This is a genomic window from Levilactobacillus namurensis (assembly GCF_032197885.1).
Lineage (GTDB): Bacteria > Bacillota > Bacilli > Lactobacillales > Lactobacillaceae > Levilactobacillus > Levilactobacillus namurensis_A.
This window is the reverse complement of sequence record NZ_CP134159.1, coordinates 219,269-233,332: the sequence shown is the minus strand read 5'-3', so window position 1 is coordinate 233,332 and position 14,064 is coordinate 219,269. Positions and strand designations below refer to the sequence as shown.

General features: G+C 49.2%; 12 protein-coding genes. 6 read left to right on the top strand and 6 right to left on the bottom strand.

Translation table 11 applies throughout. The features are described 5' to 3' along the window. Positions 1-281 precede the first annotated feature (281 nt). A complete protein-coding gene (locus RIN67_RS01005) occupies positions 282-578 on the bottom strand; it encodes a hypothetical protein (protein WP_264999523.1) in 297 nt (98 codons plus the stop codon). A 351-nt stretch (positions 579-929) separates the two neighbouring features. On the opposite strand from RIN67_RS01005, the gene RIN67_RS01000 reads away from it, so the two are divergent. The 3 genes from RIN67_RS01000 (at position 930) to RIN67_RS00990 (ending at position 5,489) form a co-directional block, all read left to right on the top strand. After that, positions 930-2,831: a heavy metal translocating P-type ATPase gene (locus RIN67_RS01000; RefSeq protein ID WP_264999524.1), complete on the top strand. Its 1,902-nt coding sequence runs from the start codon at positions 930-932 to the stop codon at positions 2,829-2,831. A 221-nt stretch (positions 2,832-3,052) separates the two neighbouring features. Further along, positions 3,053-4,042, top strand: a complete 990-nt coding sequence (locus tag RIN67_RS00995) for a glycosyltransferase (RefSeq protein WP_313826098.1) — start codon at positions 3,053-3,055, stop codon at positions 4,040-4,042. A 175-nt stretch (positions 4,043-4,217) separates the two neighbouring features. Further along, positions 4,218-5,489 carry an ISL3 family transposase gene (locus RIN67_RS00990; protein WP_035181568.1) on the top strand — a complete coding sequence of 424 codons (1,272 nt, stop codon included), beginning with the start codon at positions 4,218-4,220 and terminating at the stop codon, positions 5,487-5,489. A gap of 107 nt (positions 5,490-5,596) precedes the next feature. On the opposite strand, the gene RIN67_RS00985 is transcribed toward RIN67_RS00990, so the two are convergent. Then, complete coding sequence (locus tag RIN67_RS00985) at positions 5,597-6,427, bottom strand: Ig-like domain-containing protein (protein ID WP_056944427.1); 831 nt, start codon at positions 6,425-6,427, stop codon at positions 5,597-5,599. Positions 6,428-7,102: 675 nt separating this feature from the next. Between RIN67_RS00985 and zwf the strand changes: the two genes are divergently transcribed. Then, the gene (gene zwf, locus RIN67_RS00980; protein WP_024747030.1) at positions 7,103-8,590 is read left to right on the top strand and encodes a glucose-6-phosphate dehydrogenase; all 1,488 of its coding nucleotides are present in this window, start codon (positions 7,103-7,105) and stop codon (positions 8,588-8,590) included. Between the two features lie 79 nt (positions 8,591-8,669). Here the strand turns inward: zwf and RIN67_RS00975 are convergent, their stop codons facing one another. Then, the gene (locus tag RIN67_RS00975; RefSeq protein ID WP_264999526.1) at positions 8,670-9,197 is read right to left on the bottom strand and encodes an Ltp family lipoprotein; all 528 of its coding nucleotides are present in this window, start codon (positions 9,195-9,197) and stop codon (positions 8,670-8,672) included. 405 nt (positions 9,198-9,602) lie between these two features. On the opposite strand from RIN67_RS00975, the gene gndA reads away from it, so the two are divergent. Together gndA and RIN67_RS00965 are read left to right on the top strand one after the other, a co-directional pair. Next, on the top strand, positions 9,603-11,045 hold the full coding sequence (gndA, locus tag RIN67_RS00970; protein WP_024747028.1) for an NADP-dependent phosphogluconate dehydrogenase: 1,443 nt from the start codon (positions 9,603-9,605) through the stop codon (positions 11,043-11,045). A gap of 183 nt (positions 11,046-11,228) precedes the next feature. Then, positions 11,229-11,849, top strand: a complete 621-nt coding sequence (locus tag RIN67_RS00965) for a helix-turn-helix domain-containing protein (RefSeq protein WP_264999527.1) — start codon at positions 11,229-11,231, stop codon at positions 11,847-11,849. 11 nt (positions 11,850-11,860) lie between these two features. On the opposite strand, the gene RIN67_RS00960 is transcribed toward RIN67_RS00965, so the two are convergent. From RIN67_RS00960 to hxlB, 3 genes are all read right to left on the bottom strand, one after another. Then, positions 11,861-12,337, bottom strand: a complete 477-nt coding sequence (locus RIN67_RS00960) for a hypothetical protein (RefSeq protein ID WP_264999528.1) — start codon at positions 12,335-12,337, stop codon at positions 11,861-11,863. A gap of 12 nt (positions 12,338-12,349) precedes the next feature. Next, positions 12,350-13,336 (bottom strand): LacI family DNA-binding transcriptional regulator, encoded by a 987-nt coding sequence (locus RIN67_RS00955; protein ID WP_264999529.1) that lies wholly within the window; start codon positions 13,334-13,336, stop codon positions 12,350-12,352. Positions 13,337-13,520: 184 nt separating this feature from the next. After that, entirely contained in the window at positions 13,521-14,063 is a 543-nt protein-coding gene (gene hxlB, locus RIN67_RS00950; RefSeq protein WP_264999530.1) for a 6-phospho-3-hexuloisomerase, read from the bottom strand. Position 14,064: the final 1 nt, after the last annotated feature.

The window sequence follows — 14,064 nt, the reverse complement described above, 5'->3', positions numbered from 1 at the left end:
ATCAGAGAAAGCGATTACAACGTTGTCAAAAGTATAATTGGTGGTTAAAAGTAACCCCCAAATGAACATTTAGTGGTGAAAAATCACCCGCCTATTTTTCATGAAAAAGTGGGGCTATTTTCCGCTTGATTTGACCAAAAAATCCGGTTATTGATCATTAAGCTTGACCAATAACCGGATAACGTCCGATTTGAGATTTTTATGTTCCGACCAGGGCTATCGCGTTCCCTTATTTTCTGGAGTCTGATGCCGAATCAGGATAAAGACGAACACCGTGGCGACTAGGCAATACCCAACAGTAGGACCTCCACCATCCCCGCGACCACTAGTAGCCCCACTAATAGGTAATATTTATGCACGCGGTTGGTAAAAATGGCCAGGATGGGGGTCACAATGGCGTAGGTCCACGCAAAGATGGCCACTAAACTGGAAACTTGGCTCAACGATTCATGATAGGTCTGCGCAATCAAAGTTAGATTCCCCACTACCATGTATTCATTGCACCCCAACATAAACGAAATCAAGATAAACATCGCCATGAAAAGGTGTAAGCGATGGTGACTGAGTTCTTTGGGCATCGTGTCCTCCTTTGAAGCTATCGTTACTATAATTATAAAAGCGTTTTCTAAAAGGGACAAGGTACAACCAAAGCCGCCTACCGCCACCCCTTGCCAACCAATTTCTAAAAATCATTCCCTTTTTTACCAGACTTGATTTGCATCAAGTTAATCCCGCCGAGTCCGGCCCATAATGGGTCCTGTTAAGTGATCAGCGAGGCGTTCACCAAGCTAGCCAATCTTTTTTCACCAACTTGATTCACATCAAGTTAATCATCGCCGATCCGCCTTATAATGAACACATCAATTAGCAATCATCAGCGTCATTATCCAAATCGCTAATCATCACAATCTAGAAAGGAACGATTTCTCATGGCATTTCAACGCTACATCTATCAACACACCACTCCCATTACTTTCTGGTCCGCGGGCCTGATCGTCCTGGGCTTCCTCAACGCCTGGTTCACCCACGTCCCGTACGTCACCGACACGGCCTGGATCATCGCCTCCGTAATTGCCGCTGCCCCCATCGTCCTACGGGCCATCAGCGCATTACGCGCCAAAGTCTTTAGTATTGAACTCTTAGTCGGCATCGCCGTTATCGGGGCCTTCGCGATTGGTGAATTCGAAGAATCCGCCATCGTGACCTTCCTCTTCCTCTTCGGTTCTTACCTGGAACAGAAGACCTTAGCCAAGACCCGGGGCGCCATCCAATCCTTAACGGAAATGGCCCCCACCACCGCCACCCTCTTAGCAGACGACGGCTCGACCAGTGAAGTCGACGTCGACGACCTGGAAGAAGGCAACGTGGTCTTAGTCAAGGCTGGGGGCCAAGTCCCCGTCGACGGTCAAGTGACCGACGGCTCTGGCTACGTCAACGAAGCCTCCATTACCGGTGAATCCCGGCCCATCAACAAGCAATCTGGTGACGGCGTCTACTCCGGAGCCATCGTGGAAAGCGGGACCCTCCAGATTGAAGCCACCCAAGTCGGTGACGAGACCACGTTCTCCAAGATCATCGAATTGGTCGAAGAAGCTCAAGACACCAAGTCCCCTGCCGAAAAGTTCATTGATAAGTTTGCCCAATACTACACGCCCGCAGTCTTAGTCATTGCGATCCTAGTCTTTATCTTCTCCCAAAACTTACGGTTAGCCATCACGGTGCTGGTTCTGGGTTGCCCTGGGGCCTTGGTCATCGGTGCGCCCGTCTCCAACGTCGCCGGTATCGGGAACGGTGCCAAGCACGGTATCTTGATCAAGGGGGGCGACGTGGTCGATAGTCTGGCCAAAGTCGACACCTTAGTCTTCGATAAGACGGGGACCCTGACCACGGGTAAGATGACGGTTGCGGACCTGCAACGTTACAGCCAGGATGACAGTCTCTTAGCTGGTGTGGCCCAAGTCGAACAGGCTTCTGACCACCCCTTAGCCCAAGCCATTACGCAACACTTAGCCGCTCACCTGCAAGCCGCTACTGGTGCCATGGACACCCAGACCGTCAAGGGTCAAGGGATGGTCGGCACCTGGAACGATGCGCCACTCTACGTTGGGAACGCCAAGTTATTGACCGCCAACGGTATTACGTTAACGGCCCAACAGGAACAAGACCTCCACAAGATGCAAGACGAGGGTCAATCCACGGTCTTAGTGGGTTACCAAGGCAAGTTAGCCTACATCTTAGGTGTCGCTGACCAGATTCGGCCAGAAGTTCCAGCCGCACTCTTAGCTTTGAAGCGTCAAGGTATCAAGCACTTAGTGATGTTGACCGGTGATAACCAAGCCACCGCCGACGCCGTTGCTTCTTCACTGGCGATCGACGAAGTTCACGCCGACTTACTTCCCGCTGACAAGGTCAAGTTCGTCAAGAAGTTCCAAGACCAAGGTCGCAACGTTGCCTTCGTTGGCGACGGGATCAACGACAGTCCTTCCTTAGCCACGGCCAACATCGGAATCGCCATGGGCGGTGGGACCGACGTCGCCATCGAAACGGCCGACGTGGTCTTGATGCAATCCAGCTTCACCGCTTTGAACCACGCGGTCGGCTTAGCCAAGAAGACCTCTGCGAACACCAAGCAAAACATCACGATTGCCATCTTGACCGTGGTCTTCCTGCTAATCGGTTTATTCTACGGTTACATCTACATGGCCAGTGGGATGTTCGTTCACGAAGCGTCCATCCTGGTCGTCATCTTCAACGCGATGCGCTTGATTGGGTACAAGCCACGGGTCACCAAGGCCGCCAAGCCAGCCCAGCAACAACTCGCAACCAACTAATTCTCCCAGTTTTTCCTCCAGAGGCGTGAGCTTTCCAGCTCGCGTCTTTTTTGCGCCCATCCCCTGATTCCAGTAAGTTGTTTCCGGTAAGCCCTAAGCAGTTGACACCCTTTTTTAAAACACCTACAATTAAGAAGATTAACCAACTGATAAGTCGTGAGACGCCGACCCGCTGGGATTGAGGACGCATTCACGATGCACGTCTCTAGGGGGGACTGACTATGGCAAAACACGCTTTAATCTATACAGTAAGCCGGCTAGATATCCTGTTAACGGCCACATCACTAGCCTCAGTCATCGACCACTACCAAAGCGCCGAGCCTCTGGACGTCTTGGTCATGGGTGACGACATCTTCAACTCGGACATTGAACTGGTGCGGAGTCTGCCCGAGCGGTTCCATAAGCCCCAGGTGAAGGTCTACTTCTTCAATCCGCCGATCACCCGGGCCGACTTCGACGACTACCACAACGAGCGGTTCCCACTGGTGGTGACCTGGCGGCTCTTCGCTCCCAGCTTCTTCCCGAACTACGACCGTCAGCTCTACTTAGATAACGACACCTTAGTCTACGGCGACATCACCCCGATGTTCGACCTGTGCCCAGATGACAAGCTCTTCGCGGCCGTGCCCGACTTTTTCTACTATAGTCAAAAGGCCGTCTTCCAAAAGCCCGAGTTCCCCGAACTCAAAGACTCCCAGAAGTACATTAGCTCTGGGGTGATCCTATTCAACGTTCCCCTATACAACCAGGAGGTCCAGCCTCAAAAGTTAATCGACGCCCTGCACCATAATACGGCACGGTACCCGGACCAGACCTTACTCAACCGCTTGGGGGAAGGTCAGATGGCATTTCTGGACTTCACCTACAACTTCCAGAAGGATGCCAGTTGGTTAAAATGGGTCAAGACCAGCTTTCCGGAAACCTATCCCGACTTTGAACGGGCCAGCCACCACGTCTTGATCCGGCACTTCGTGGGCTACCTGTTACGGTCCCGCCCCTGGCAGCATCTGGCGAGTTACGACCAGTACGAACGGGACTTCTGGCACTATGAAATGCTGGTCCGCCAATACTTCGTCGATAAGAGCCAGCAACTGGGCTACGACACCGCTAGCCGGTTAGATAACGCGGGGTTAAAGGGCAAGAGTCTGCGTGACAAAGCCTTCAACCCACTCCTCGACGCAGATGATGACGACGACCAGCCGTCTGATTAAGCGCCTGCATTTACCACACTAACCAAAAGGGGTTCTACAATATCTGTTGTTGGTAATAGATTTTTATCTATTACTGATGACAGATTTTTTGTTTATCATTAGAATAAAAAAGCGGACATCTCCCGTCCGTTAACTTGCTCCCACCACAGAATTAAGTCAAGAAAGGAAATGCCCTATGTCAAATGATACTACGAAAATGTTGTTAGGAATAGATGATGAACACTTAATAATTGAGGAAGGACAAGTGGGTGATGATGGAGTGATTCGATTGGTGGGGTCCCTAAACTACACCCCCAAGGCATGCCGCAATTGTGGGATTATCAATGATCACCAAATTATTGGCTATGGTTGGCGGAAGACCACCATTAGATTCGCAAAAACATTGGGCAGCACCGTTATCCTGTGTCTCAATCGGCGAAACTTTCACTGTAAGGCTTGTCATACCAATTTCCTGGCGCAGACGAATGCGGTGCCGAAACACTGCACGATTTCAAATACGACCCGCAAACAATGCTTAGAAAAACTGACCGAACCGGTTTCGCTCAAACACATTGCCGATGAGTTATCCACTTCGGATTCATTCGTTGGTCGGCAGCTCTTGCGCGCTGAACGGGACTTTCAAACCAACTGGCACTATTTACCAAAAGTTCTCCTCATGGACGAAGTTAAAAGCACTAAGAGCGCCACCGACGCGATGAGCTTTGAATTTATGGATGCGGAAACCCACGAATTGATCGACCTGTTACCCTTTAGGACCATTTATCAGCTTCAAAAGTATTTCCAGCATTACGACCAGGCTGCGCGAGAAAATGTGAAAATTATCGTCACCGATATGAACTATACCTATCCCAAATTGGTGGGGCAGATCTTTCCGAACGCCATCGTTGTCATCGATCCGTTCCACTTGGTTAACGCTTTAAATCGAGCTTTTAATAAGACGCGGGTGCGCCTCATGAAAACCCTGGCGACTTCCTCACGCGAGTATCACGCCCTAAAACGCTATTGGAAACTATTATTAACGCCGGAAAATCACCTCAACTACGAAGCTTTCCGTAAGTGGACAAACTTCCCTTATCCAGCGACTGCCACTGATGTGGTTGATGCTTTATTGGACATTGATCCCGAGCTCAAGCAAACTTACAACGTGATGAATCGGTTACGTGAAACCATCAAAAACCGTGATTGGCCCAACTATAATCAAGTATTCCATCACTTAGAGGGCTGCTCGGAAGAGATGTTGGCAACCCTCCAGACCCTAGCGACTCATCATGATGAAATTGGCAATACCTTTACTCACCATTACACCAACGGGCCCTTAGAAGGTTCAAACAACAAGATTAAAGTCATTAAACGCACTGGATTTGGTTACCGAAACTTCTTCAGATTCCGGCTAAGAGTGCTGTTCGCTTTTCGAGTTCATACAAAAAGAGCTCTAATCACCAAGTGATTAGAACTCCAATATTTTGTTCACCAACAACAGTTGACGAAGAACCCCAAAAGGCGCTCTTCCCGTTTGATGGGGAAGAGCGCCTTTAACATACCGATTAACTTAATTTAGTTCTTAGTAAACGTCCAGTTAGCTGCTGGGGCAACGCCGGCCTTGGTCTTTACGACCTGGTTCTTGGCGTTAACGATCTTGAACTTCTTAGCGGACGTGAACCGCAGGTAGAATGAGGAAGCCTTCTTGGCGCCCTTAGGCGTGTAGGTAATCTTCCAGAACGTTGGGGTCTTTGCATCAACGTCGTACTTCGCGTAGGATACTAAAGTCTTAACCTTCTTACCATTCTTGTACAGGGTTTGGTTATAACCCGTCTTTTGGCTAAAGACAATCTTTTGGGAGTACTTCTTGGCCGTGTTAGACTTCCAAGTTCCCGTAGGCGTCTTAACACCGTAGCTGACCGTCTTCTTGGCCGTAGTCTTCTTAGCTGCGGTCTTCTTCGTCGTGGTCTTTTTAGTCGTCTTCTTCGTTGACTTCTTGGTCGTGGTCTTCTTGGTAGCTGCCTTAGTTGCCGCTGCCTGAACCCGGATGATCCGGTAGAAGTAAGCTTTAGTCTTGGTGTTCGTCGCGTAGACGTACACGTTGCTGTTCGTCTTTAAGGACTTGGATAACTTAACCGTGAATTTCCCCGTCTTGCTAGAAGCCGTCGCACTACCTAAGACCTTCTTAGCGTTCTTAGACTTCTTAACTTGGATCTTAACACCCTTAGTCGCCGTCCCCGTAACCTTCTTAGCGTTACTGTAAATGGCGTTGACCTTCAGGCTTGGGCTCACGTAAGTCGACTTAGTCGATTTCGCGGCATTGGCCGTGATTGGCGTTGCGGGTACCGTCGCCCCCAACGTTGCTAACGTGACTAATCCAGTTAATGCAACCATCATTTTTTTCATTGTTCAGACCCCTTAGTCTCGTCGATGGTCAGCCACCGACACTTTTTTTAACCGTCTCGTAGTATAACAGATTTCGTACAATTTAGTTACATAAACTTTGCAGAGTTTAGCTTTTCTTTAGCAAACTAAAAATGTCCTTAAATTAACTCCTCAATTAGGAGGGACAATCCTTGCATCGGCCCGCGATTCTGGGTAAATTAACGGTGACGAGTCGGGGGCGTTTCCGCTGATCACCAGATGGGAACTTTAGGTGGGACCGCTAGTGGTGATCTTGGGGACCCGACCCGGGGGCCTAAATGCTGTATCGCCCCATTTAGACTTGCATTTTAATGGTACCGATTACAAAAAAGCGGTTCCACGAAAGCCGTTTCCATGGCATTTTGCACTGATTTATTTTGTTTTCATGAAAGCGAGAATTTAATGAAAACGTTGATTCTACGGTATTGCAACCGGTTGTCAAAAATTTAAATTCTTGCTTTAAAATGGTCGCTTTTCACAGACGGGTAGCGTATAATGAATTTCGAAGTGGTCTAGACGAAAGCGCTTAGACCCTCGCGGTAACGAGTTGAACTTGCCCTTCTCGTTTTAACCGATGTACAACCCGTGTTCTCAACACGTAACTTGCTAGAATCATATAACATCACATTAGAATTTCACTTAAGGAGTGACTATCTCGTGGCAACTGAACGTACAGCTTTATTCATGTTCTTCGGTGGTACCGGTGACTTGGCTTACCGGAAACTTTACCCGAGTCTTTTCAACTTATATAAGAAAGGCAATCTGCGCACGCACTTTGCTGTTCTCGGGACGTCTCGTCAAACCATGACCGATGACAAGTTCCGGGCCGCTATCAAGAAGTCACTGGCGGACAGCGGTAACCGCGCTGATTCCAAGGAAGCTTCGGACTTTATCTCCCACTTCTACTACCAGGCTCACGACGTAACGGATACGGCGCACTACTCCGTCTTGAAGGATGCCGCCGAAAAGTTGGACAAGAAGTACAAGTTACAAGGTAACCGGATTTTCTACCTGTCCATGGCCCCACAATTCTTTGGCACAATCGCCCAAGACTTGAAGACCCAAGGCTTAATGTCGACTAACAAGGACGCTTTCAACCGTCTGGTCATCGAAAAGCCATTCGGTCGCGACTACGACTCTGCTAAGCAATTAAACGACGCCTTAAGCAAGTCCTTCGAAGAAGAACAAATCTTCCGGATCGACCACTACTTGGGTAAGGAAATGATTCAAAACATCGAAGCCCTGCGGTTCGGCAACACGCTGGTTGAATCCCTGTGGAACAACCGGTACATCGACAACATCCAAGTCACGTTGTCCGAAAAGTTAGGGGTCGAAGAACGGGCTTCCTACTACGATAACAGTGGGGCGCTGCGTGATATGGTCCAAAACCACATCATGCAAATCGTCAGCCTGTTAGCCATGGAACAACCGGTCGCCTTCACGGATACTGATATCCGGGCTGAAAAGGTCAAGGCACTACGGAGTCTGCGGGTCTACAACGTTGCGGATGCCGCCACTAACTTCGTTCGGGGCCAATATGGTGCCATCGACAACCAACCCGACTACCGTCATGAAGACAATGTTCCGCACGACTCAACTACTGAAACTTTCGTTGCCGGGAAGTTGTTATTCGACAACTACCGCTGGTCCGGGACCCCATTCTACGTCCGGACGGGTAAGATGTTAGCCGACAAGTTCACTCGGGTGGACGTGGTCTTCAAGAAGCCGTTAGTCGACATCTTCGCGTTCCCTCAGAGTCAATCGACGCCACTGGCGGCCAACGTTTTGACGATCTTCGTGGAACCACACGCTGGGTTCTCCCTGCAGTTGAACGCCAAGACCGCCGACGCTGGTTTCCAGACGGAACCTATCAAGTTGGACTACATGGTCGATGCTGCCAAGTCCGCGGAAACGCCAGAACCTTACGAACGTCTGTTGCATGACGTCTTGAAGGGTGACGGGACCAACTTCTCCAGCTGGCCAGAAGTCTCCTACGCTTGGAAGTTCGTCGACCAGATTCGGCGGGTCTGGGACTTACAAGAACCACAGTTCCCGAACTACACGCCACATTCTATGGGACCGGCTGCGGCTGAAGAACTCATCCAACGCGATCACCGTGAATGGATCTACCGCTTAAACAAGTAATCAATCGAACACAAAAAATCCGCTTCCTTCTGCTCAGAGGGGAAACGGATTTTTTTGCGTTGAATGCCGCTGATTTCGGCTACTTACTAAGATGGCTCACGGCATAGTCTGCTTCCGCGGCCGTAAATTGCTCGCCATGACTTGACGTTAACTGGTCCCGAATCGATTCCGGGGACATGTCCATCCCCTGGTAATCTTGGGCTTTACTTAACGCGTTTTCGTTCCAGTCAATTCCCGACAGGTTGTCCATCGCGTAATTCGCGGCCTGTGCCGAGAATTTTTCACCATAACTCGACGTCAGTTGGTCATAGACCCCCTGCTTAGACATTTTCATGGATTCCGCATAGTCTTGGGCTTTACTTAAAGCCGAGGTATATTCAGCCGGCGTTTGATTCTCTGAAGATTCTTTTTCCGAAGTCTCGCTTTCTGAGGACTCATCTTCTGAAGACTCGTCTTCCGTGTCATCATCAGAAGACGAGTCTTCAGAATCCGCAACTTTACTGGTCGATGGATCAGCAGACGAATCCTCCGAGCTAGTGGCCCCCGAGCAGGCGGTCAAAGAAAGGGTTGCTAATAGAATAGTGGTTAAAATCGTCAAACGTTTCATGTTACTCCCCCAAAGTATGTAGTGTTCATATTTGTGATTATTCACTAATTTTATAATCGCAAGTTAGTATTATAAAGGCACCCCCTTCCAGAGTCCACCTTCTTAGGAATCCTGACCCAAATGACGATTAATTATCCTCGTAAATCGAAAAAAACTGCCGAATCATCTCGGTAACAGACCATTGAGTGTCCTAAATGCACTAGGAGGTTATGATTCTCCCCTCATTAGTTTGTCGGAAATATTTAATAACCACCATACTAATCTCGTCCTGGCAAATTACTTTTTTGAAAACACTGTCCCGGTTTTCAAAAAGTAAGTCATATTATTTCACTTTCACTTTGTGAGATGATACACTTAACGCTGTAAGGCCTGATTTTAATTCTGATACACAAAGGAAGGTTACTAATGGCAGACAAACAAGCAAACATTGGTGTTGTTGGTATGGCGGTCATGGGCAAGAACTTAGCCCTGAACATTGAAAGTCGCGGATACACGGTTGGAATCTACAACCGTTCCGATTACCGGACCAAGGACGTTATGAAGGATCACAGCGACAAGAACTTGATTCCAAGTTACAACGTTGAAGACTTCGTGAAGTCTCTGGAAACGCCTCGGCGGATTCTCTTGATGGTCAAGGCTGGTAAGCCAACTGACGCCGTCATTCAAGAACTCTTACCATTGCTGGACAAAGGTGATGTCCTGATTGATGGTGGGAACACGAACTTCCATGACACCATGGCCCGGAACGCGGAACTCGACAAGTCCGGGATCAACTTCATCGGCATGGGGGTTTCCGGTGGTGAACTGGGTGCCTTACAAGGTCCTTCCCTGATGCCTGGTGGCCAAAAGGAAGCTTACGACCTGGTTGCCCCAATCTTGGAACAAATCTCTGCTAAAGCACCACAAGACGGCAAGCCATGTGTCTCCTACATCGGCCCGAACGGTGCAGGTCACTACGTTAAGATGGTCCACAACGGGATTGAATACGGTGATGAAGAGCTGATCGACGAAAGCTACAACATCATGCGCAACGTTGCCGGAATCTCCGTTGACGAAATGGCGGACATCTTCAAGGAATGGAACAAGGGTGAACTTGACAGTTACTTGATTGAAATCACCGCTGACATTTTGACGCGTAAGGATGACTTAGGCGACGACAAGAACTTGCCAATCGTCGATGCCATCTTGGACCGTGGGAACAACAAAGGAACTGGTAAGTGGAGTTCCGAAGATGCGCTGAACATCCAAGTACCACAATCTGTCATCACCGAATCCGTTTACGCCCGGTACATCTCCATGATGAAGGACGAACGGGTCAAGGCTTCCAAGGAATTGCCAGCTGCTGCCAAGCAAGGCAAGGCCGAAATTGGTGACAAGACCGAATTCGTTGAAAAGGTTCGTCAAGCCCTCTTCTTCAGTAAGTTGATGAGTTACGCCCAAGGGTTCGAACAACTCCGGGTCGCTTCCGAAACCTACGACTGGAACTTGAAGTTTGGTGAATTAGCACAGATCTGGCGTGGCGGATGCATCATCCGGGCCCAATTCCTGCAAAACATCACGGATGCCTTTGAAAAGGATCCTAAGTTGAGCAACTTGTTGTTCGACAGCTACTTCAAGGACATCGCAGCCAAGTATCAACAATCCGTTCGTGACGTGGTTGCTACGGCCGTTCAAGCTGGGATCCCAGTCCCAAGCTTCTCCGCTGCCATCACCTACTACGACAGTTTCCGGGCAGAAGTGCTGCCAGCAAACTTGCTGCAAGCACAACGGGACTACTTCGGTGCCCACACCTACGAACGTCGTGACCGTGAAGGAAACTTCCACTACTCATGGTACGAAGAACAATAAATTTAAAGTCTTAAAGATTCTAAACGACGTCGCTTGCGGCGTCGTTTTTTTGTTGCCAACGAAATGCTTCCACTCATTTCCCCATAGCCGTCTAACCCCGGTCCAGCAACCATGCTTAGAATCTTTGCTCGTCTTTTAGAGTGACCTTTGCTATGCTGAACTTAACTAAGGGGAGATGATCCAATGGAATTTGGAGAACGGTTGAAACAAGCTCGCCAGGCCCAGCACTTAACTCAGGCCACCGTGGCCCAAGCACTAAACGTCACGCGGCAAACCATTTCGAGTTGGGAAACGGGTCATAGCTATCCCGACATCGACAGCCTGATTCGCCTGATTGATTATTACCACCTGTCGCTAGATACGCTGATCAAGGAAGACGCCGGCGTTACCGAAACGCTGCGTAAGCCCGAGGTCCTCCGCCGAATCCGACCAATTACCCAGTTACTTCTGGTGATCAATGTCTGCTTCATCGTGGCGATCCTTTTTACCCAACACCTGCTGATTGCTAAAATCACGTTAGACGTGATGGGCCTGCTGAACCTTTTAGCCATTACGCGCCTGCGGGAGTTCACGGACGCCATCAGCGACGATTCATCAATCAGCCGGTGGCAGCGTTGTCGTCGTTGGGCCTACCTGATAACGCTCCTGCTAACACTGATGACAATCATCAGCTGGCTCACCCTAGCCGGTCCGCTGGCCGATAACCTGACCATTCTCTGCGGTGCACTGTGGCTGGCCATTCTCCTGGCCGAATTCAGTACCCGGCACGAACGTCGCACCACCAAAAAACGCAATGCTGATTAGCACTGCGTTTTTTAGGCGCGCGTCCAAGCGGATTGAACGTCGCTGGTTAATAAGTCATTTAATAGTGGCCGCTTGGCCGGCTTATCCAAGAACTGGTAGGCGCGGGGCGCCACGAATCCCGGAAACTTGGCCCGTAATTGGTCACGTGGGACCAAAGATAAGGTCGCCGCAGTCCGAATCGGCAATGCCAGTCCCCGCTCGACGGTGCCAAAGTACTGACGCAACGCCGCCGGGTCGTCCTGCTGCACCTGCATCCCCCGTTGAATCAGGGTCGCAACGTCGCTCTCTTCCGGCTGGTCAACGTCTAAGAAGAGGCCGACACCGCCCTGCGGCCCCGTGATGCACACGAAGGCCTGAAACGGGTGCGCGAAGAACCGCTTGCGAAACTCCAGGACCTTTTCCTGACGCTGAATCCGGGTCGCCATTGCCGGATGCAACGACATTAACAGTGTTGGCTTTGCTGGCTGATAGAATGTTCGTACTAACATGGGTGCCTCCCTTTACTGGAGTTTTACCGGAATCACCGTTTTTTCTGGCGGAACGGTCTCACCGGCCAACTCCCGTAACATGATTTCCGCTGAGCTCGCCCCCATGAGAAACGGGTTTTGTGTCAGCAAAGTCAGCTTAGGTTCCATTCGCCGGATAAATTCAGTATCTGCAAATCCCGTGGCCGTTACATCCTGATTATCAATTAATCCTTGAATAATTAAATTCGGGAAGAACTCCAGTAACCAGCGTTCCTTTAAAGCGAAAACCACCGTTTTTTCACGACTTTTTTGGATCAGCCGTGTTAGTTGTTGGTAAACATCGCTGTGATTATATGACGCCTCCGAAACTTCGAGGACATCAACATCACTGCTAGCCGCTTGAATTCCACGAATCCGTTCTCGCCGGGTCCGACTCAAATCCACCTCCGAAGTTAACGCTACAACGTGGGTAAAACCTTGCCGCTCAAAGTAAGCCGTAGCTTCTCGCGCCGCATCGTAATTATCACTGATCACTTGTGGCCAGGGACAAGCGTCCATCTCCCGGTCAACACTGACAATCGGCATTTGTTGATGTAAATTTTCACGAACCGTTTGCGGGTTACTGAATGATTGTAGAATCAACCCATCAAACATATGGGAACCGATTGTCTGTAACAACGTTTTTTCGCGTTCAATATCCGAATTAGCATCGAAAAGAACCCCGATATACCCCTGGCTTTCCAAAATAGAACTAATTCCTTTAAACAGCTCCGTTGAAAAATAATCGTCAATATTAGCCACGATAACTGCCACCATTTTGCTAGACCGGGTGATCATCTGCCGAGCCACTGAATTAGGCACGTAATTTAACTTGGTAATGGCGTCCTGTACCTTAGTGGCCGTGGCAGCAGACATACGCCCCAAATTTCCGTTCAAGAAGCGGGATACGGTCGCAATCGAGACGCCTGCTAAAGCGGCGACGTCTTTAATATTCGCATTTTTATGAGCTTTCTGCGCCATCGTCATTTCTCCATTTTCTAGTTCATAATGATTTCCAAAGAATCGAACCTCTTCGTGTGGTGTCTTTCACATAAATACTTCGCTTTTAAACTATCAGTTAATTTTACCACGTCTCTTGAATTCTACGAAAAAACAGTGTGATTTCCTGACGAAATCACACTGTTTTTGTCGGCTTCAAACGACGTTATTCCATGTTACTGTGTTCCGCTGCTGCCGAGGCATTTGAGATGTTATCCCGTCGACTCAACTTTAAGCATAGAATGTCGAGCGTAATGTGAACACTTTGGTCAAACAGCGTACTTAGTAGTTGGATAGAATGTACACCATCACCCGCTTTAGTTGCACCAGGTACTACAATGACGGTATCACCAACTTTCCCCAATGGCGAATCTGCATGACTCGTTACCGCGACCACCTTCACACCATTAGCATGTGCTTTTTCGGTTAATTCCAAGATGCTGGCAGTCTTACCAGAACCCGAAACAGAGAGGAGGACATCCCCAGCTTGAATCGAAGGCGTGATGGTCTCACCAATCACGTAGACGGTATATCCAATATGCATTAATCGCATCGCAAATCCCTTGGCCATTAAGCCAGAGCGTCCCGCTCCTAGGACAAAAATACGCGTCTTTTTAGTGATTAGTTTTTCGGCAGCATCTAGCTGACGTTCATCGATCATTCCCATCACTTCGTTAACTTCATGTGTAACCTGTTCAATTAATGTCATT